Annotated in this window: 15 protein-coding genes; 11 read left to right on the top strand and 4 right to left on the bottom strand. The window is 72.9% G+C overall.

The features are described 5' to 3' along the window. Positions 1 to 352 precede the first annotated feature (352 nt). Together ACIQV3_RS33450 and ACIQV3_RS33455 are read left to right on the top strand one after the other, a co-directional pair. Complete coding sequence (locus ACIQV3_RS33450; RefSeq protein WP_403719038.1) at positions 353 to 3,997, top strand: glycosyltransferase family 2 protein; 3,645 nt, start codon at positions 353 to 355, stop codon at positions 3,995 to 3,997. After that, a complete protein-coding gene (locus tag ACIQV3_RS33455; protein WP_403719041.1) occupies positions 3,994 to 5,484 on the top strand; it encodes a DUF5719 family protein in 1,491 nt (496 codons plus the stop codon). Before ACIQV3_RS33450 ends, ACIQV3_RS33455 begins: the two co-directional genes overlap by 4 nt. A gap of 354 nt (positions 5,485 to 5,838) precedes the next feature. On the opposite strand, the gene ACIQV3_RS33460 is transcribed toward ACIQV3_RS33455, so the two are convergent. Beyond that, positions 5,839 to 6,333, bottom strand: coding sequence for a metallopeptidase family protein (locus ACIQV3_RS33460; protein WP_403719044.1), 495 nt, complete (start codon positions 6,331 to 6,333; stop codon positions 5,839 to 5,841). 41 nt (positions 6,334 to 6,374) lie between these two features. Between ACIQV3_RS33460 and ACIQV3_RS33465 the strand changes: the two genes are divergently transcribed. The 6 genes from ACIQV3_RS33465 to ACIQV3_RS33490 all read left to right on the top strand — a co-directional run bounded on the left by ACIQV3_RS33465 (position 6,375) and on the right by ACIQV3_RS33490 (position 12,275). Then, positions 6,375 to 6,830, top strand: a complete 456-nt coding sequence (locus tag ACIQV3_RS33465; protein WP_403719080.1) for a DUF3499 domain-containing protein — start codon at positions 6,375 to 6,377, stop codon at positions 6,828 to 6,830. Positions 6,831 to 6,908: 78 nt separating this feature from the next. Next, positions 6,909 to 8,279, top strand: coding sequence for a phosphomannomutase/phosphoglucomutase (locus ACIQV3_RS33470; protein WP_403719048.1), 1,371 nt, complete (start codon positions 6,909 to 6,911; stop codon positions 8,277 to 8,279). A gap of 305 nt (positions 8,280 to 8,584) precedes the next feature. Beyond that, positions 8,585 to 8,773, top strand: a complete 189-nt coding sequence (locus ACIQV3_RS33475) for a Trm112 family protein (RefSeq protein ID WP_385381495.1) — start codon at positions 8,585 to 8,587, stop codon at positions 8,771 to 8,773. 97 nt (positions 8,774 to 8,870) lie between these two features. Beyond that, positions 8,871 to 10,004 (top strand): SIS domain-containing protein, encoded by a 1,134-nt coding sequence (locus ACIQV3_RS33480; protein ID WP_403719051.1) that lies wholly within the window; start codon positions 8,871 to 8,873, stop codon positions 10,002 to 10,004. A 39-nt stretch (positions 10,005 to 10,043) separates the two neighbouring features. Next, positions 10,044 to 11,216 (top strand): mannose-6-phosphate isomerase, class I, encoded by a 1,173-nt coding sequence (gene manA / locus ACIQV3_RS33485; protein WP_403719053.1) that lies wholly within the window; start codon positions 10,044 to 10,046, stop codon positions 11,214 to 11,216. A 93-nt stretch (positions 11,217 to 11,309) separates the two neighbouring features. Beyond that, entirely contained in the window at positions 11,310 to 12,275 is a 966-nt protein-coding gene (locus ACIQV3_RS33490) for a cation diffusion facilitator family transporter (RefSeq protein ID WP_403719054.1), read from the top strand. A gap of 110 nt (positions 12,276 to 12,385) precedes the next feature. Here the strand turns inward: ACIQV3_RS33490 and ACIQV3_RS33495 are convergent, their stop codons facing one another. Further along, on the bottom strand, positions 12,386 to 14,479 hold the full coding sequence (locus ACIQV3_RS33495; RefSeq protein WP_403719056.1) for a fructose-specific PTS transporter subunit EIIC: 2,094 nt from the start codon (positions 14,477 to 14,479) through the stop codon (positions 12,386 to 12,388). Positions 14,480 to 14,841: 362 nt separating this feature from the next. Between ACIQV3_RS33495 and ahcY the strand changes: the two genes are divergently transcribed. Together ahcY and ACIQV3_RS33505 are read left to right on the top strand one after the other, a co-directional pair. After that, on the top strand, positions 14,842 to 16,293 hold the full coding sequence (gene ahcY, locus ACIQV3_RS33500) for an adenosylhomocysteinase (protein ID WP_403719059.1): 1,452 nt from the start codon (positions 14,842 to 14,844) through the stop codon (positions 16,291 to 16,293). Between the two features lie 105 nt (positions 16,294 to 16,398). Then, positions 16,399 to 17,019 carry a hypothetical protein gene (locus ACIQV3_RS33505; protein WP_403719061.1) on the top strand — a complete coding sequence of 207 codons (621 nt, stop codon included), beginning with the start codon at positions 16,399 to 16,401 and terminating at the stop codon, positions 17,017 to 17,019. Here the strand turns inward: ACIQV3_RS33505 and ACIQV3_RS33510 are convergent, their stop codons facing one another. Beyond that, on the bottom strand, positions 17,020 to 17,943 hold the full coding sequence (locus ACIQV3_RS33510) for an RDD family protein (RefSeq protein WP_403719064.1): 924 nt from the start codon (positions 17,941 to 17,943) through the stop codon (positions 17,020 to 17,022). Positions 17,944 to 18,058: 115 nt separating this feature from the next. Here ACIQV3_RS33510 and ACIQV3_RS33515 point away from each other — a divergent pair, with 115 nt between their 5' ends. Continuing rightward, positions 18,059 to 19,066 (top strand): stage II sporulation protein M, encoded by a 1,008-nt coding sequence (locus tag ACIQV3_RS33515; RefSeq protein ID WP_403719066.1) that lies wholly within the window; start codon positions 18,059 to 18,061, stop codon positions 19,064 to 19,066. A gap of 123 nt (positions 19,067 to 19,189) precedes the next feature. Here ACIQV3_RS33515 and ACIQV3_RS33520 read toward each other — a convergent pair. Further along, a partial coding sequence (locus tag ACIQV3_RS33520; RefSeq protein ID WP_403719069.1) for a hypothetical protein occupies positions 19,190 to 19,488 on the bottom strand: 299 nt, incomplete at its 5' end.

Consider the following 19,488-nt stretch of genomic DNA (forward strand, 5'->3'; position numbering starts at 1 on the left):
CGAACGGCGCCCATGACAGGGCCCATGACAGGGCTCACGGCAGGGCCCGTGGCAGGGCTCACGGCAGGGCCCGCGGTACGGCCCACGACATATCCGCCGGCCCACCCGAAGGCATAGCCGCCTGTGCACCCGGCCTCACGCACGGCAGTGGCCGAAGTGCACGCACCGGTACAAAACGCGGCACGGCGAACGGTACGACCCGCACGGTGATGTTCAGAGCAAACGGTCCGCCTCCCGCACCTTCCCCGCAGGAGGCGGACCGCTGTGTTCCCAGCCGTTAGGGTGGGGCGCTGTCCAGCAGCCTCCGAGGGCACACCACCCCCGGACCCCCGGCCGGAGGGCCCGTACCGCGATGTCCCTGCACAGCCAGTCGAGCGCCTCCCACCAGGCTGCCGCCGCACCAGAGTTCCCCCGGCACGTCGTCACCGCGGTCCTCGTCGCCCACGACGGCGCCCGCTGGCTGCCCCGGACCCTCGCCGGTCTCCTCGGCCAGGAACGCCCCGCCCAGAGCCACATCGCCGCCGACACCGGCAGCGCCGACGACTCCGCGCGCCTGCTCGGCGAGGCCCTCGGCGAGGACCGCGTCCTGCACCTGGCCCGCCGCACCGGCTTCGGTGCCGCCGTCGACGAGGCCGCCCGCACCGCCGGGATCCTGACTCCCGAGGAACTCCCGTACCTCAAGCGCCCCTCCGGCTGGGATCCCGTCAGCCGCACCTGGCGCGACGACACGTACGACCTCCCCGACCTGCCCCACGGCGAACCCGTCCAGTGGCTCTGGCTGCTCCACGACGACTGCGCACCCGAGCCCGACGCCCTCGCCGAACTGCTGCGCGTCGCCGACGAGAACCCCGAAGCCGCCGTCATCGGCCCCAAGCTGCGCGGCTGGTACGACAAGAAGCAGCTCCTCGAAGTCGGCGTCACCATCGCCCGCAGCGGCCGCCGCTGGACCGGCCTCGACCGGCGCGAACAGGACCAGGGCCAGCACGACCAGGTCCAGCCCGTCCTCTCCGTATCCAGCGCCGGCATGCTGATCCGCCGCGACGTGTACGACGCCCTCGGCGGCTTCGACCGCCGCCTGCCCCTCATGCGCGACGACGTCGACCTGTGCTGGCGCGTCCAGAGCGCCGGCCACGCCGTCCTCGTCGCCCCCGAGGCCGTCCTGCGGCACGCCGAGGCCTCCGCCCGCGAACGCCGCACCGTCGACTGCGTCGGCCGCTCCGCCGCCAGCCCGCACCGCGTGGACAAGGCCGGCGCCGTCTACACGATGCTGGTCAACAGCCCCGGCGGGGCCCTCCCGTACGTCCTGCTGCGCATCCTCCTCGGCACCGTCCTGCGGACCCTCGCCTACCTCATCGGCAAGGCCCCCGGACAGGCCGTCGACGAGGTCACCGGCCTCCTCGCCACCCTGCTCCGCCCCGGCCGGATCCTCGGAGCCCGCCGCCGCAGGGGCCGCGCAGCCGTCACCGCCAAGGAACTGCGGCCCCTCTTCCCGCCGCCCGGCGCCAGCCTGCGCGCCAACGCCGAACAGCTCGCCGAGTACTTCGGCGCGGGCGGCGACGCCGAGAGCCCCGCCGCCGGCCGGCACGGCGGAGCCGTCGAATCGGGACCCGGCGGGGACGACGCCGAGTACCTGGACATCGAACAGTTCGCGCGCCTCAAGCGGATCGCGCGCAAGCCCGCGCCCGTCCTCTTCGGGCTCCTCCTGCTCGTCTCCCTCATCGCCTGCCGCTCGCTCCTGGGCGGCGGCTCCCTCATGGGCGGAGCCCTGCTGCCCGCCCCCGACGGCGGACTCGACCTCTGGCGCGTCTACGCCGACGACTGGCAGCCCGTCGGCACCGGCACCACCGCCGGAGCGCCGCCCTACCTCGCCGTCCTCGGCGTCCTGTCCACGCTGCTCCTCGGCTCCACCGACGCCGCCCTGACCCTGCTGCTCGTCTGCTCGGTCCCGCTCGCCGGACTCACCGCCTACTTCGCCTCCCGGCCGCTGGTGGAATCCCGGCTGCTGCGCGCCTGGGCCGCCGTCGCGTACGCCTTCCTCCCCGCCGTCACCGGAGCCCTGGCCGGCGGCCGCATCGGCACCGCCGTCCTCGCGATCCTGCTCCCGCTCATCGCCCGCTCCGCCGTCTCCGCCTTCGGATTCGCCGACGGGGAGGGCGGGGGCAGCTGGCGCTCCGCCTGGACCTACACCCTGCTGCTGACCCTGGCCACCGCCTTCACCCCGGTCGTCTGGCCGCTGGCCGCCCTCCTCGGGTCCGCCGCGCTGGTCCTGCGCCGCGCGCACTGGAAGACGTACGGGCCCCGCCTCCTCGCGACGCTCGGCGTCCCCGTCCTCGTGCTCGCCCCCTGGTCGCTGAGCCTGCTCACCCACCCCGCGAGCTTCCTGCGCGAGGCCGGACTGCCCTACGGAGCCGGCTCGGCCACCGCCCTGGACCTCCTCGGCATCAGCCCCGGCGGCCCCCGCACCGCCGGCGGCCTGATCCTCCTCGGCGTCGTCCTCGCCGCCCTGGCCGCGCTGCTGCGCGCCGACCGGCAGTTCGCCGTACGCACCGCCTGGGCCACCGCGCTCGCCGCGCTCGTCCTGGCCGTCCTGGTCAACCGCACCACCTGGGCCGGACCCGCCACCCTCGTCTACGGACTCGCCCTGCTGGCCGCCGCCGTCACCGGCGCCGACGGGGCCAAGGTGCGCGTCGCCGCCCGCAGCTTCGGCTGGCGCCAGCCCCTCGCCGCCCTGATCGCGCTCGCCGCCGCCGTCGGCCCGATCGCCGGCGCGGCCGGCTGGATGCTCAGCGGCGCCGCCGGCCCGCTCGAGCGCCGCGACCCCGTCCAGGTCCCCGCCTTCGTCGCCGAGGAGAGCGGCACCCGCGACCAGGCCCGCACCCTCGTCATCGGCGCGGACACCCCGGCCGTCCTCTCGTACACCCTGGTCCGCGGTTCCGGCGGCCGCCTCGGCGACCCCGAACTCGCCGCCCGGGCCGGCAGCGACACCCGCCTCGACAAGGTCGTCTCCAGCCTCGTCGCGGGCTCCGGCGCCGACCAGACCGACCAGCTCGGCGGCTTCGCCATCCGCTACGTCCTGGTCCGCGACGGCGCCCCGCAGGAGATCGGCCGCGTCCTGGACGCCACCCCCGGCCTCAGCCGCCTCAGCAAGCTCGAAGGCAGCGCCCTGTGGCGCGTCGACCGCCAGGTCGCCCGCGCCGTCATCGTCTCCGGCAAGCCCGGCGAGGCACCCATCCCCGTCGCCTCAGGTCCCGTCGAGGCGCACACCAAGATCCCGGCGGGCGAGGCCGGACGCGTCCTGCGCATCGCCGACCGGGCCGACGCCGGCTGGCGGGCCACCCTCGACGGCAAGCCGCTCGAGGCCAAGACCGTCGACGGCTGGGCCCAGGGCTTCGAGCTCCCCGCGGACGCCGGCGAGCTCGACCTCGTCCACGAGGACGCCCTCACCCGGACCGCCTGGCACTGGGCCCAGGGCCTGCTCGCCCTGGTGCTCCTGGTGATGGCCCTGCCGGGCCGCCGCGCCCGCCTCGACGACGACCTGCCCGAGGACGACGCCCCCGCCGAGGAGGCCGGCGAGGGCCGCCGGGCCCGCCGGCTGCGCGAGCAGTCCGGGCCGGACCCGCGGTCCGAGCCCGCCCCGGCCGAGGCGGCCGTCGCGGCCGACCCGTACGCGCAGATCCCGGCGCAGCAGCCGTACGCCGATGACGCGTACGCCTACCAGCAGCCGGCCTACGGAGACCAGGGCGGCCAGGGCGGCTACGCCTATGACGCCGCCGCCCAGGAGCAGCAGCAGTACGCCCCGTACCCGTACGAGCAGCAGCAGCCGTACACCGGCCACCCGGACACCCCGTACGAGCAGCCGTACGAGCAGCCGTACGAGCCGTACCCGCCCTACCCGCAGCAGCCCGACCCCCAGACCGGCTACGACACCTACGGCCAGCACGACGGACAGCAGGGCGGGCAGCACCCCCCGCGTCCGGACGGGAGCCCCCAGCAGTGAAGCAGCGCGTACCCCTCACGCTCGCCGCCGTCGCGGCCGCCCTGGCCGCCGTCACCGGCCTCGCCACCCTCACCGCGCCCGCCGCCGACGGGGCCTCCACGGCTGCCGGGGCCAAGCCCGCGGCCCGGATGCCGGTCGAGCGGTCCCTCCTGGTGTGTCCCTCTCCCAGCTCCTCCGACATCGCCGAGACCCTCTACACGGCGATCACCCCGGGCGCGGCCTCCCCGGGCGGCAAGGGCACGGCCCGGCTGCTGGGCGCGACCAAGGAGGCCAAGCCCGTCCTGGAACTCAAGGAGCCCGGCAAGCCCGTGGGCGCCAAGGCCTCCGGCGCCGAGGCCCCCGCGCTCAGCGGCGTCGCCGACGGGTTCCTCGCGCCCGGCTGGAGCGCGCAGCAGACCACCGTGGTCTCGGTGGGCCGTACGCGCGGCCTGCTCGGCGTCGGCTGCACCGCGCCCGGCACCGACTTCTGGTTCCCCGGCGTGAGCACCGCCAAGGGCCGCGAGGATTACGTCCACCTCACCAACCCCGACGACACCGCGGCCGTGGTGGACATCAAGCTGTTCGGCCCGGACGGAGCGGTGAAGGCCGAAGCGGGCATCAGCGAGAACATCCGGATCGATCCGAAGTCCAGCAAGGCGATCGCCCTGGCCTCCCTCGCCCCCGGCGCGCAGCTCGCGGACGTCACCGCCCACGTGACCACCCGCGCCGGCCGGGTAGGAGCCACCGCCCAGGCGGGCGAGGAAGGCGTCGGCGCCGACTGGCTGCCCGCCACCGTGGACCCGGCGGGGACCCTGGTCCTGCCCGGCATCCCGGCGGACGCCACCTCCGTACGGCTGGTCGCCTTCGCCCCCGGCGAGGAGGACGCGGACCTCAAGGTGAAGCTGGCCGGGGCGACCGGCTCGATCAGCCCCGCAGGCGCCGAGCAGCTCCACGTCAAGGCCGGCATGACCGCGAGCCTCGACCTCAAGGACGTCACCCGCGGCGAAGCCGGCTCCCTGGTCCTCTCCCCGGCCGACCCCAAGAAGTCCGAGGTCCCCGTGGTCGCCGCCCTACGGGTGGTCCGCGGCACCGGAGCCAAGCAGGAAGTCGGCTTCATCCAGGCGTCCGCCCCCGTCGGCGCCCGGGCGACCGTCGCGGACAACCGCCCCGAGGCGAACGCCACCCTGCTCTCGCTGACGGCCCCGGCCGGAGCAGACGCCACGGTCAAGGTGACGGCCTCCCCGGGCACGGAGGGCGGCGAACCCGCCTCCAAGGAGGTCACGGTCAAGGGGGGCACCACGCAGACCGTGACCCTCGCCCCGACGGGCGGCAAGGGCGCCTACGCCCTCACGGTGGAAACCGTCTCCGGCGGCCCCGTCCACGCGTCCCGCACCCTGTCGCTCCCGCGCGACGGCATCCCGATGTTCACGATCCAGACCCTCACGGACGACCGCTCCACGGTCTCGGTCCCCAAGGCCACCCAGGACCTCACGGTCCTGACCCGGTAACCGCGGCCGGCGCCCGGGCCTCTCCAGCCGCCCGGCGTTCGAGGACCGGGGTCCGGGGCCCCGGGCGCAGCCTGGCACCCCTGGGTCCCCGCCGGCGCGCGCGGCGCGGGCCCGGGCAGCGCCCGGGGACACACTCAGCCCCGCCGGCGCTCGCGGCGCGGGTCCGGGCGGCGCCCGGGCACAGACTCAGCCCCGCCGGCGTTTGAGGCGCGGGTCCGGGCAGAGCCCGGGGAACGGTGGAAGGGCGGGTAGGGGACAGCCCCGCAGGGCCGCCTCCAGCACCGCCGGCGGGGGCCAGAACCCCAGTGGCCCGGACTCCCGGTCCGCCCCGTACCCCTAGTCCGCCCCGTACCCCTAGTCCGACCCGTACCGCGGATCCACCGTCTCGGGCGACAGCCCCAACAACTCCGCGACCTGCTCCACCACGATCTCGTGCACCAGCATCGCCCGCTCGTCCCGAGACTTCGCCCGGATCTCCACCGGCCGCCGGAACACCACGATCCGGGCCGGCCGCCCGCCCCCGGCCTCCGCCAGCGCCCCCAGAGGCACCGCCTCGTCGTTCCAGCCGGTCTCCGCGCCGCCCGGCGGCCCCGGCACGTCGCCGATCATGAACTCCACCTCGGCCAGCTGCGGCCACCGCCGTTCCAGCCGCTCCACGGAGTCCCGTACGAGGTCACCGAAGAGCTCCCCCCGGCTCGCCGACAGCGGTACCTGCGGAGGAGCCACCGGCCCGCGCATCCCGCGCCCGTGCCGGTCTCGCCGCCGCACCCGTGGCTCACCGGCGGGGGACCCGCCGGGCAGGGAGGCGGCAGGGGGCACGGGAGGGGGAGGCAGAGTGCTGTCCGTCACCCCCGCAGGGTAGCCCGCACATCCGCGCCGGGGCGGGGGAGATCGGACGACACGGGGAGCGTCGGGGGGCGAGTCGTCGCGGCCCGGTCAAGAGTGCGGTACGGTCCAACGTCGTGAGCCTTGTACGTCGCTGTTCGCGCACCGCGTGCGGCCGCCCTGCCGTCGCGACTCTGACGTACGTCTACGCCGATTCGACCGCAGTTCTCGGCCCGCTCGCCACCTACGCCGAACCCCACTGCTACGACCTCTGCGCCGAGCACTCGGAGCGCCTGACCGCCCCGCGCGGCTGGGACGTCGTACGCCTCACCGACGGGTCGGCGCCCTCGCGTCCCACCGGTGACGACCTCGAAGCCCTCGCCAACGCCGTGCGCGAGGCGGCGCGCCCGCCGGAACGCACGGCCGGAGCGGGCGGCGCGGGCGGCGCGGGTCAGGGCGGTCCCACCCCCGGGGAGACCCGTCGCGGACACCTCCGCGTCCTGCGTTCGCCCGATTCCTGACATTCGGCTGATCTGAAAAGCCGCGCTGCGTCCACGGTAGGTTTGCCTCACCGCACATGACCTTCAGGAGGGCAGGCAGTGGCCACCGATCTTTCGAACATCGTCAAGGCGTACGACGTACGGGGCGTCGTGCCGGACGAGTGGGACGAGCAGCTGGCCGAACTGTTCGGTGCCGCCTTCGTCGAGGTGACCGGTGCTTCGGCGATCGTCATCGGCCACGACATGCGGCCCTCCTCCCCGGCCCTGTCCGCCGCCTTCGCCCGCGGCGCGGCCGTACGGGGCGTCGACGTCACCCTCATCGGGCTGTGCTCCACGGACCAGCTGTACTACGCCTCCGGCAAGCTGAACCTGCCCGGCGCGATGTTCACGGCCTCGCACAACCCGGCGCAGTACAACGGCATCAAGCTCTGCCGGGCCGGCGCCGCCCCGGTCGGCCAGGACACCGGCCTCTCCACCATCCGCGAGCTCGCGGAGAAGTGGAGCGACGAGGGCGCCCCGGCGATCCCCGCCGGCACCGTCCCGGGCACCGTCACCGAGCAGGACACCCTCACCGGCTACGCCGACCACCTGAAGGGCCTGGTCGACCTCACCGCCGTCCGCCCGCTCAAGGTCGTCGTCGACGCGGGCAACGGCATGGGCGGGCACACCGTCCCCACCGTCTTCACGGGCCTGCCGCTGGACCTGGTCCCCATGTACTTCGAACTGGACGGGACCTTCCCGAACCACGAGGCCAACCCCCTCGACCCGAAGAACATCGTCGACCTCCAGGCCCGCGTACTGGCCGAGGGCGCCGACCTCGGCATCGCCTTCGACGGCGACGCCGACCGCTGCTTCATCGTCGACGAGCGGGGCGAGGGCGTCTCCCCGTCCGCCATCACGGCCCTGGTCGCCGCCCGCGAACTGGCCCGCAACGGCGGCACCGGCACGGTGATCCACAACCTGATCACCTCCTGGTCCGTGCCCGAGGTCGTCCGCGAGAACGGCGGCACCCCCGTCCGCACCCGCGTGGGCCACTCCTTCATCAAGGAAGAGATGGCCAAGTCCGGCGCCATCTTCGGCGGCGAGCACTCGGCGCACTACTACTTCAAGGACTTCTGGAACGCGGACACGGGCATGCTCGCCGCGCTCCACGTCCTGGCGGCCCTCGGCGGCCAGGACGGCCCCCTCTCGGACCTGGTCTCCTCCTACGACCGCTACGCGGGCTCCGGGGAGATCAACTCGACGGTCGCCGACCAGAAGGCCCGCCTGGCCGCCGTCAAGGAGACCTACGGCTCCGCCGAGGGCATCACCCTGGACGAACTGGACGGCCTCACCGCGACCAGCGCCGACTGGTGGTTCAACGTCCGCGCCTCCAACACGGAGCCCCTGCTCCGCCTGAACGTCGAGGCCCGCGACCAGGCCACGCTGACCAAGGTCCGCGACGAGGTCCTGGCCCTGATCCGCGCGTAGCGCCGCGCGCGGGCCGGGCGTGTAGTCCGCCCATGTCCGGCGCCGCGCGTGCGCTTCGCGCACGTCCGGGCTGTGCGCTTCGCGCCCACGCGGGCCGCCCGCACGTCCAGGCCCCGGCTGCCAAAGATCAGCCCCGCCGGCGTTTGAGGCGCGGGGTCCGGGGCGGAGCCCCGGCAGCGCCGCCGCGCCACGTACCCGCCGTACCGCCGTCGACCCCTCACCGAAGGTCTTCCTCCACCCCGCACCGCAGGTGACCGGGCGGTAGGCTGACCAGGCCCGATCCACACCCCCGAAGGGAACCGCACATGCCGCTCGAAGCCGGCCTCCTGGAGATCCTCGCCTGCCCCGCCTGCCACTCGCCCCTGGAGGACAAGTCGGCCGACGAGCAGACCCCCGAGCTGATCTGCACCGGAGGCCAGGACTGCGGTCTCGCCTACCCGGTCCGCGACGGCATCCCGGTTCTCCTCGTCGACGAGGCGCGCCGCCCCGCCTGAGCCTCCTACCGCCACCCCGCGCAAACGCTGAGACTGGTTCCGTCCCACACAGGTTCCGTCCCCGCTGGACACGTCACAGAATGAGCCGGAGGCCGCCATGCTCGACGAGTCACTCCTCGACGCACCTGACGATCTCGCCCGCGCCGACCGCCGCGGCCTGCTCCGCGGCGCCGCCGACGCGGGCGCACGGGTACGCACCGCGGCCCGGCACGCCGCCGAGGCCGGTCTCGCCGACCTGCGCCCCGACGGCCGCCCCCGCGCGGTCCTCATCGCCGGGCCGGGTACCGCCGCCACCGGGGTCGCCGATCTGCTCGGCGCGCTCGCCGGAGCCTCCGCGCCCGTGATCCGGCTGCACCCGACCGGCGTCGCGCACGCCGCCGGGGCCCTGCGCTGGACCCTGCCCGGCTGGGCCGGCCCCGTCGACCTGCTGCTCATCGCCACCACCGACGGAACCGAGCCGGGTCTCGCGGTCCTCTCCGAGCAGGCCTACCGGCGCGGCTGCACCGTCGTCGCAGTCGCCCCCGAGCGCTCGCCGCTGAGCGAAGCGGTGGACGGCGCGCACGGGCTCCTCGTACCGATGGCCAAGGCCCCGTACCAGGAGTACGACGAGTCGGCCGCGGCCGGCCCCGGCGCCCTCTGGGCCCTGCTGACCCCGCTGCTGGTGCTCCTCGACCGGGTCGGCCTGATCACCGCCGCCCCGCAGACCCTGCAGCTCGTAGCCGACCGGCTCGACCGCACGGCCGAACGCTGCGGCCCCGCCATCGCCACCTACTCCAACCCGGCCAAGACCCTCGCCTCCGAGCTCGCCGACTCCCTCCCGCTCATCTGGAGCGAGGGCGCCGCCGCCGGACCCGCCGGGCGCCGCTTCGCCGCCACCCTCGCCGAACTCGCCGGCCGGCCCGCACTGGCCGCCGACCTTCCCGAGGCACTCCCGGCCCACGGGGTCCTGCTCTCCGGCGGTTTCGCCGCCGGCGCCGACCCCGACGACTTCTTCCGCGACCGAGTGGAAGAACCGCAGGCCCTTCGCGCACGCATCGTCCTGCTGCGCGACAGGCCCGCAGGCGGACTGACAGCCGCCCCTGCCGCACGCGAGCTCGCCCTCAGCCACGACACGGCCATCAGCGAGCTCGAACCGGAGGAGGGCACCGAGCTGGAACAGCTCGCCGAACTCCTCGCCGTCACGGATTTCGCCACCGCCTACCTGGCGTTGGCCTCCGGGGGACACAGCTGAGGCGCACGCGAGCGCGCCTCTCACCCAGGAAGACGACCGATGGACCGCCTCACGAACACGATCCGCCCCTACGCCTGGGGATCGACCACCGCGATTCCCGGGCTCCTCGGAGTCGCGCCCACCGGCGAACCCCAGGCCGAGATGTGGATGGGCGCCCACCCGGGCGCCCCCTCCCGCCTCGACCGCGGAGCGGGCGAGCGCGCCCTCTCGGACGTCATCGCGGCCGACCCCGAAGGCGAACTGGGAGCCGAGGCCGTCCGAAAGTTCGGCCCCGGGCTCCCCTTCCTCCTCAAGCTCCTCGCCGCCGGCGCCCCGCTCTCCCTCCAGGTCCACCCCGATCTCGCCCAGGCGAAGGCCGGGTTCGAGGACGAGGAGCGGCGCGGCGTCCCGATCGACGCACCGCACCGCAACTACAAGGACGCCAACCACAAGCCCGAGCTGGTCTGCGCCCTCACCCCCTTCGAGGGCCTGTCCGGGTTCCGCCCGCCGCTGGAGGCCGCCGCCCTGCTGGAGGGTCTCGGCGTCAACTCCCTGAAGCCCTACGCCGACCTCCTGCGGGCACACCCCGAAGAGGCGGCCCTGCGCGAGGTTCTCACCGCCGTCCTGACCGCCGACCGCGCCGAGATGGCCCGTACGGTCACCGAGGCCGCGGCCGCCGCCGAGCGGCTCAGAGGCCCGTACGCCCCGTACGCCGGGCTCGCCCACCACTACCCGGGCGACCCGGGCGTCATCGGCGCGATGCTCCTCAACCACGTGCAACTCCAGCCCGGCGAAGCCATGTTCCTCGGCGCCGGCATTCCGCACGCCTACCTCGACGGCCTCGGCGTCGAGCTCATGGCCAACTCCGACAACGTCCTGCGCTGCGGGCTCACCCCCAAGCACGTCGACGTGCCGGAACTGCTGAAGATCGTCGTCTTCGAGCCCGGCGACCCCGGCATCCTGCGCCCGGAGGGCAACGGCGAAGAGGTCTACGAGACCCCCATCGACGAGTTCCGGCTCTCCCGCTTCGTCCTGGCCCCCGGCGGCGCCCCCCGGGCGGTCCCCGACGCCACCGCGCAGATCCTGCTGTGCACGGCGGGCTCCCCGAAGGCGAGTTCCGCGAAGTCCGGCGAACTGGCCCTGGCCCCCGGCGAATCGGTCTTCGTACCGGCGGGCGAAAAGGTCGAACTATCCGGAACCGGCACCGTCTTCCGTGCCACCGTGGTGGTCTGACGTACCGTCCCTCTCGGTGGCTGTGAGAATCTGCGGCCGTAGCGCGGCGTCCCGGCCCGGGGCGCCGCACCGAGGAAGGGACACATAGCAACCATGAGCGCGTCGGGCGGTACCAAGGCGATCGTGGCGGCACTCGCCGCCAATCTGGCCATCGCGGTAGCCAAGTTCGTGGCCTTCGTCTTCAGTGGCTCGTCGTCGATGCTCGCGGAAAGCGTCCACTCGCTGGCGGACTCCGGCAACCAGGGCCTGCTCCTGCTGGGCGGCAAGAAGGCCAAGCGCGAGGCGACTCCGGAACACCCCTTCGGGTACGGGCGCGAGCGCTACATCTATGCCTTCCTCGTCTCCATCGTGCTGTTCACCGTCGGTGGCATGTTCGCCATCTACGAGGGCTACGAGAAGATCCACGAGCCGCACGCGATCTCGCACTGGTACTGGCCGGTCGGCGTCCTCGTGTTCGCGATCATCGCGGAGTCCTTCTCCTTCCGCACCGCGATCAGGGAGTCGAACGCGATCCGCGGCAGCCTCACCTGGGGCCAGTTCATCAAGCGCGCCAAGGCCCCCGAGCTGCCCGTGGTCCTCCTCGAAGACCTCGGCGCCCTCATCGGCCTCGTCCTCGCCCTCGCGGGCGTCAGCATCGCCCTGATCACCGGCAACGGCGTCTGGGACGGCATCGGCACCCTGTGCATCGGCGTCCTGCTGATCGGCATCGCCATCGTGCTCGCCGCCGAGACCAAGTCCCTGCTGCTGGGCGAGGCGGCCGGCACCGAGGACGTCGAGAAGATCAAGGCCGCCGTCGTCGACGGCGACGTGGTCACCGGCGTCATCCACATGCGCACCCTGCACCTGGGCCCCGAGGAGCTCCTGGTCGCCGCGAAGATCTCCGTTCAGAGCGACGACACCGCGACCGAGGTGGCCAACGCCATCAACGCCGCCGAGGCCCGCATCCGCGCGGCCGTCCCGATCGCGCGGGTGATTTACCTGGAGCCGGACATCTTCAACGCCGAGGCCGCGTCGAAGGGCACCAACCCGGGCAAGTCGCCCGGCGGCGACGGCCACTGACCGGCCACTGACCGGCCACGACGCGACGGGGCCCCCGCGGAAGCGGGGGCCCCGTCGCTTTCCGGTGCCGGGGTCAGCCGACCGCCGGCCACCGCCAGAAGTCGGCGCGGCTACTGGATCTCGCGCAGCACGTCCAGGATCTCGGCCTTGCCGGGGGCGGCCTGCAGCCGCTCCCGGAAGCCGGTGTCCATCAGCTTGCGCGACAGCAGCGCCAGGATCCGCAGGTGCTCGTCCCCGGCCGCGGCCTCCGGTACGGAGATCATGAAGACCAGCCTGGCCTTCGTCCCGTCCAGCGCGCCCCACTCGATGCCCTCGTCGGACCGGGCGAAGCCCACCGTCGGGCGGGTCACCGCGTCCGTCTTGGCGTGCGGGATGGCGATGGACTCGCCGAGGCCGGTCGTGCCCTGGGCCTCCCGGGCCAGGGCGACCCGTACGAGCTCGTCCACGTCGGTGACGTTGCCGGTCGTGGCCAGCATCTCGGCCATCTCGCGGATCGCCGCCTCCTTGGCGTCCGAGGACAGCTCCGTCTTCACGGTCTGCTCGGTGAGGTACCCGGAGAGCACCTCGGGCGGTCCGCCGGCGGCCACCGGAGCCGCGCCGGCGGGCTGCTGTGCCCGTACGGCCGTCCCGGCCGCTCCCGCACCCGCGGCGGCGCCCGCACCGCCGCCGACGGCCACGGGGGCGCCCGCACCGACCAGGGCGGGCTCCGGCGCGAGGACCGCGGCCCTGCCGTCGGCCGCGGCCTCCCGGCGCAGCTTGAACTCGATCAGCGCGTTCGTGGTCAGCGCGGTCACGACCGCACCGGCCGCGATCGCCACGAGGAACATCGCGACACCGCTGATGGCACCGAACAGCGAGACGATCGGACCGCCGTGCGGCACCGAGTCCTGGACCCCGGCCACACCGGCGATCGCGCCGGCCACCGCGCCACCGAGCATGTTCGCGGGAATGACCTGCGCGGGCCTGGCGGCGGCGAAGGGGATCGCTCCCTCGGAGATGCCGAAGAAGCCCATGAACAGGGCGGCGAGGCCGGTCTCCTTCTCCTCGTCGCTGTACAGCTTGCGGCGCAGGAGCGTGGCCAGGCCCTGGCCGAGCGGCATGACGGGGATGGCCGCGGCGGCCATGCCCATGACGTGGTTGTTGGTGCCGATGAGGCCGACCGCGACGAGGAAGGCGGTCTTGTTGACCGGTCCGCCCATGTCGAAGGCGATCATCAGGCCGATCAGGGCGCCCAGCACGATCGCGCTGGAGCCGGTCATCCCGTTCAGCCAGCTGGTCAGACTGGTGAAGAGCCAGGAGATCGGCTTGCCGATCACGTAGATGTAGAACAGGCCCAGGGCCACGGTCGACACGATCGGGATCACGATGATCGGCATGATCGGCTGGATGACCTTGGGGACCTTGACCTTCTTGATCCACACGACCAGATAGCCCGCGAGGAAGCCCGTCGCGATGGCACCCAGGAAGCCGGCGTTCGCATCGGCCCCGTAGATGTTCACGGCGTCCGCGGCGAGGAAACCGCCGATCATGCCGGGTACGAGCGCCGGCCGGTCGCCCAGCGCGTAGGCGATGTAGCCGGAGAAGATCGGCAGCATGAGCGAGAAGCCGGTCACGCCGAGCTTGTTGACGTAGAACCAGAAGGTCCCGTCGGGAATGACCAGCCCGCCCTTGGCGTCCGCGTGCCCGCCGAGGGACAGGGAGATGGCCAGCAGCAGACCGCCCACGACCACGAACGGGATCATGTGGGAGACGCCGTTCATCAGCGCCTTGTACGCCTGACTGCGCTGGTGGCCACCGCCGCCGGCGCCACCGCCACCACCGCCACCCGCCGCCGCGGTCCCGGACTGCACCGGCGCGCTCTGCGCGCGCTGGATCAGCTCCTCCGGCTTGTGGATGCCGTCCGCGACGCCCGTGGACAGGACCCGCTTGCCGGCGAACCGGTCGAGGTCGACCTCCTTGTCGGCGGCGATGATGACGGCGTCCGCCTCTCTGACATCGTTGTCAGAGAGCACGTTCTCGGCCCCGATCGAGCCCTGCGTCTCCACCTTGATCGAGACGCCGAGCCGGTCGCCGGCCTGCTGGAGCTTCTCCGCGGCCATGTACGTGTGCGCGATACCGGTGGGGCACGCGGTGACGGCGACGATCTTCACGGGCTTGCGCCCGCTCGCGTCCCCGCCTTCGGGAGGGCCTGCCGGACTGGTCACTGGAATCTCCTCACGACACATGCGTTGTCCTGCGGGATCGCGCGTACAACCCGACCCAACGGCATCCTCGTTCATGTAAGGCCTTGATCAAAAGTCCGAAAGGCCCCTAAATCTCCGCCGGAAGCCCTGAACTCAGGCCAAGACCGGCCCACCACGGCCTCAAGTCGCCTGGGCCGCGCTCCGCCGATCGGTGTAGATTCGTCATCAGTGTCAGGCGTCGCTGCTGATGGCGGTCGGGCGGTCTTCGGACCGGCCGAGGGGAGAGAGGACCCCCGACGGACTGAGCGCCATGTGCGCCGTCTTGACGACGGTGTACGGCTCAGCCGTACCCACCTCTCTACAGCACGAGGAGCAGCACCCACATGACTGCCGCTTTCACCGACTTCAAGGTCGCGGACCTCTCCCTCGCCGTCTTCGGACGCAAGGAGATCACCCTCGCCGAGCACGAGATGCCCGGCCTCATGTCGATCCGCCGGGAGTACGCGGCCACCCAGCCGCTCGCCGGAGCCCGCGTCACCGGCTCCCTGCACATGACCGTGCAGACGGCCGTCCTCATCGAGACCCTCGTCGCCCTCGGCGCCGACGTCCGCTGGGCCTCCTGCAACATCTTCTCCACCCAGGACCACGCGGCCGCCGCCATCGCGGTGGGCCCGAACGGCACCCCGGAGAACCCGCAGGGCGTCCCCGTCTTCGCCTGGAAGGGCGAGACGCTGGAAGAGTACTGGTGGTGCACGGAGCAGGCGCTGACCTGGCCGAACACCCCCACCGGCGGCCCGAACATGATCCTCGACGACGGTGGCGACGCCACCCTCCTCGTCCACAAGGGCGTCGAGTTCGAGAAGGCCGGCGCCGCTCCGGACCCGTCGACGGCGGACTCCGAGGAGTACGCGAACATCCTGACCCTGCTCAACCGCACCCTGGGCGAGTCCCCGCAGAAGTGGACGCAGCTCGCGTCCGAGATCCGCGGCGTCACCGAGGAGACCACCACCGGCGTCCACCGCCTCTACGAGATGATGGCCGAAGGCACCCTGCTCTTCCCGGCGATCAACGTGAACGACGCCGTCACCAAGTCGAAGTTCGACAACAAGTACGGCTGCCGCCACTCCCTCATCGACGGCATCAACCGCGCCACCGACGTCCTCATCGGCGGCAAGACCGCCGTGGTCTTCGGCTACGGCGACGTCGGCAAGGGCTGCGCCGAATCGCTGCGCGGCCAGGGCGCGCGCGTCATCGTCACCGAGATCGACCCGATCTGCGCCCTCCAGGCGGCCATGGACGGCTACCAGGTCGCGACGCTGGACGACGTCGTCGAGACCGCCGACATCTTCATCACGACCACGGGCAACAAGGACATCATCATGGCCGCCGACATGGCCAAGATGAAGCACCAGGCCATCGTGGGCAACATCGGCCACTTCGACAACGAGATCGACATGGCCGGCCTCGCGAAGATCGAGGGCATCGTCAAGGACGAGGTCAAGCCCCAGGTCCACACCTGGAAGTTCCCCGACGGCAAGGTCCTCATCCTCCTGTCCGAAGGCCGCCTGCTGAACCTGGGCAACGCCACCGGTCACCCGTCCTTCGTCATGTCGAACTCCTTCGCGGACCAGACCCTGGCCCAGATCGAGCTCTTCACGAAGCCGGCCGAGTACCCCACCAACGTCTACGTGCTCCCCAAGCACCTCGACGAGAAGGTGGCCCGCCTGCACCTCGCCGCGCTCGGCGTCCGCCTGACCACGCTGCGCCCGGAGCAGGCCGCGTACATCGGCGTGGACGTCGCGGGCCCGTACAAGCCGGACCACTACCGCTACTGATCCCCACGGATCAGCGGCACCAGGCAACACCACGCGTCAGGTCAGGCCCCCGGCATCCGTGCCGGGGGCCTGCCCCGTACCCGCCCGAACCCAGGAAGACGCCCCATGCCCCGAGGCCGCTACGCGCTGCACGACCCGCACGACCACACCCCCCTCGGCGAGGAACACTTCCACTGCGCCCCGGGCCCCTCCGGCTGGCGCTACGTCTCCCAGTTCACGGCGCCCGACGGCGCGCACCGCGGCTCCGTCGACCTGGCCGTCGACGAACTGGGCCGCCCCATCCGCCTGGAGGTCAACGCCTCCAGTTGGCAGGTCCGCGGCGCCGCCATCGACGGGATCACCTGGGTCCGCACCGACCCCGCCGGAGCCGAAGCCACCGAGGGCAACGTCCCCGGGGCCGCCGGCTTCACCGGCACCTCCCCGGCCTTCCTCGTCGCCACGGCCCGGCTGCTGCGCCTGGTCCCCGGCGCCCCCGCCACCCGCGTCCGCCTGGTGGCCCTGACCGACCCCGTCCTGGCGGCCCGTACGACCGACCAGGCCTGGGCCCTCCTGCACCGCGCCGAACACCCCACGGACAGCGGCCCGCTCCTGGTGGACGAGTACCGGGTCACCGCCCTGGACACCGGGGAGGTCCACACGGTCCACATCGCCGGCGACGTGGTCCTCTCGGCCCCCGGCATCGAACTCGAACACCTGGAGACCCCGCCGTCGGCCTTCCCCGCATAGCTAGGCGGGCGGAGCGAACCCGGTCGCCCTGGGCGGCTCCACGGGCACGGGTACGGGTACGGCCGCCACCGGCGCCACAGGAGCGGCGACGGGCACCACCGCCGGCGCCACCACGGCCGGCATCACCACGGGCGCGGGCTGCCCGTACGGAACGGGAGCCGCCCCGGGAGCCGGCTGCTGCCGGAAGGCCCGCGCGGCGTCCCGCGCCTGCCGCTCGTGCACCACGGCCATCAGGAACGCGGCGGCCGGCACCCCGACCGGCGGCGGAGCCCCCGTACGCGCCACGAGATCGTCCGCGAGCCGGGCCGCCATCGAGGCGCCCACCTGCGGATCCAGCTGGTTCATGCGCGTCAGGTACTGCCGGATCGCCAGCCACAGCCCGTCGGGCACCGCGGACAGGTCCAGCCCGCCGAACCGTCCGGCCAGCCACGGGGGCGGCGCGGGCACCGGCATCACCCGCGCCCCCGGCACCCGCTCCCGGATGACCAGCGTCCCCGCGAACACGTCACCGAGCCGTCGGCCCCGCTCGGAGAACAGCGAGGCGATGCACGCCACGGCCCCGAAGGTCAGCAGCAGTTCGAAGACCCCGAAGGCCCCGCGCACCAGCGCGTGCCGGAACCGGATCGGCCCGCCGTCGTCTCGCACCACGCGCAGCCCGCACGCGAGCTTGCCCAGCGAGCGCCCGTGGCTCAGGGTCTCCACCGCGATCGGAACGCCGACCAGGACGAGGACGAACGAGGCCACCGACACGGCCGCCCGGGCCGCCCCGTCCATCGAGGCGGTGGCAAGTACGAGCCCGAGGGAAATGAGCAGGTACCCGGCGACGTACACGAGCAGGTCGAGCAGGATCGCCAGCGCCCGGCTCGGCAGCCTCGCCGGCCGTAGCCCCAGGACGACCGCGTCCCCCGTCACCAGATCGCTCACCGACGCACACCCTTCACGTGACCTGCCCCGCCCCATCGGCCTCCAGTCTGCCAAGCTGGCGAAGCAAGCAGTAGGAGAAACCGGCAGGGACCAGGGGCAGGGGAGCGCCAACCACATGGATCTCGACGTCTTCGTTGCGGCCCACCGGGCCGAGTGGGCCCGCCTGGAGCAGCTCCTGGGCCGGGGCCGCCGCCTCACGGGAGCCGAGGCCGACGAGCTCGTCGCGCTCTACCAGCGCACGGCCACCCACCTCTCCCTCGTCCAGTCCAGCACCCCCGACCCGATGCTCACGGGCCGCCTGACCCAGCTCGTCGCCCGCGCCCGCGCCACGGTGACGGGCACCCGCCGGTCCGGCTGGCGCGACGCGGCCCGCTTCTTCACTTCGGGCTTCCCGGCGGCCGTCTACCTCAGCCGCCGCTGGTGGATACCCACGGCTCTGATCTCCACGGCCGTGGGCGTGCTCGTCGGCTGGTGGATAGCCACCCACCCGGAGATCCAGAACGCGATCGGCGCTCCGGAGGACCTGAAGGCGATGACGAAGCCGGGCGGCGGGTACGAGGCGTACTACTCCAGCCACCCCGCGGCCTCCTTCGCGGCCCAGGTCTGGACGAACAACGCCCAGGCGGCCGCGATCTGCCTGGTCCTGGGCGGATTCCTGGGCCTGCCGGTCCTGTACATCCTGTGGCAGAACATGCTGAACCTGGGCGTCGGCATCGGCCTGATGTCCTCGGCCGACCGCCTCGACGTCTTCCTCGGCCTGATCCTCCCGCACGGCCTGCTCGAGCTGACGGCCGTCTTCGTCGCCGCCGGTACGGGCCTGCGCCTGGGCTGGACGGTCATCGACCCCGGTCACCGCACCCGCCGCGTGGCCCTGGCCGAACAGGGCCGCGCCGCCCTCGGCATGGCCATCGGCCTGGCGGCGGTGCTCTTCCTCTCGGGCCTGATCGAAGGCTTCGTCACCCCCTCCGGCCTGCCCACCTGGGCCCGCATCGGCATCGGCGTGGCCGCCGAGGCAGCCTTCCTGGTCTACGTCTACGTCCTGGGCGGCCGCGCGGCCCGAGCCGGCGAAACGGGCGACGTGGAACAGGCCGACCAGACGGCGACGCTCCCCACCGCGGCCTGATGTGCGTGCGGGCCTGCTGAGCTGCTAGTCTCCTCGTCGTCCCGCAAACACTGTTGACACGGTGCCTGCGGGGAGGTAGATTCGAACGGTTGCCTCGAACTGGACAAGTTCGGCAGCGATGGTTTAAAGTCTTTCTCGCCCCCCAGGAATTGAATTCCAAGCGGGCACATCCAGCCCTTCATTCAGGAAAGCGAAGCCGGGAAATCCGGTGGAAATCTTCTGATAGAGTCGGAATCGCCGGAAAGGGAAAACGCGAAAGCGGATGACCTTGAAGGCGGAAAACAAGCGAGACAGACTCTGATAGAGTCTGAAACGCAAGAACAGAACAGAACGAAAGCCCGGAGGAAAACCCGCGAGGGTGAGTACAAAGGAAGCGTCCGTTCCTTGAGAACTCAACAGCGTGCCAAAAATCAACGCCAAAA

Source organism: Streptomyces sp. NPDC099050 (assembly GCF_044759865.1).
Classification (GTDB): Bacteria; Actinomycetota; Actinomycetes; order Streptomycetales; family Streptomycetaceae; genus Streptomyces.

What these genes read in the sequence shown, in the direction of transcription:
- ACIQV3_RS33490 (WP_403719054.1), top strand. Translation starts at nt 11,310, where the DNA reads ATGAGCGCGTCGGGCGGTACCAAGGCGATCGTGGCGGCACTCGCCGCC.
- ACIQV3_RS33480 (WP_403719051.1), top strand. Translation starts at nt 8,871, where the DNA reads ATGCTCGACGAGTCACTCCTCGACGCACCTGACGATCTCGCCCGCGCC.
- ACIQV3_RS33475 (WP_385381495.1), top strand. Translation starts at nt 8,585, where the DNA reads ATGCCGCTCGAAGCCGGCCTCCTGGAGATCCTCGCCTGCCCCGCCTGC.
- ACIQV3_RS33450 (WP_403719038.1), top strand. Translation starts at nt 353, where the DNA reads ATGTCCCTGCACAGCCAGTCGAGCGCCTCCCACCAGGCTGCCGCCGCA.
- ahcY (WP_403719059.1), top strand. Translation starts at nt 14,842, where the DNA reads ATGACTGCCGCTTTCACCGACTTCAAGGTCGCGGACCTCTCCCTCGCC.
- ACIQV3_RS33505 (WP_403719061.1), top strand. Translation starts at nt 16,399, where the DNA reads ATGCCCCGAGGCCGCTACGCGCTGCACGACCCGCACGACCACACCCCC.
- manA (WP_403719053.1), top strand. Translation starts at nt 10,044, where the DNA reads ATGGACCGCCTCACGAACACGATCCGCCCCTACGCCTGGGGATCGACC.
- ACIQV3_RS33515 (WP_403719066.1), top strand. Translation starts at nt 18,059, where the DNA reads ATGGATCTCGACGTCTTCGTTGCGGCCCACCGGGCCGAGTGGGCCCGC.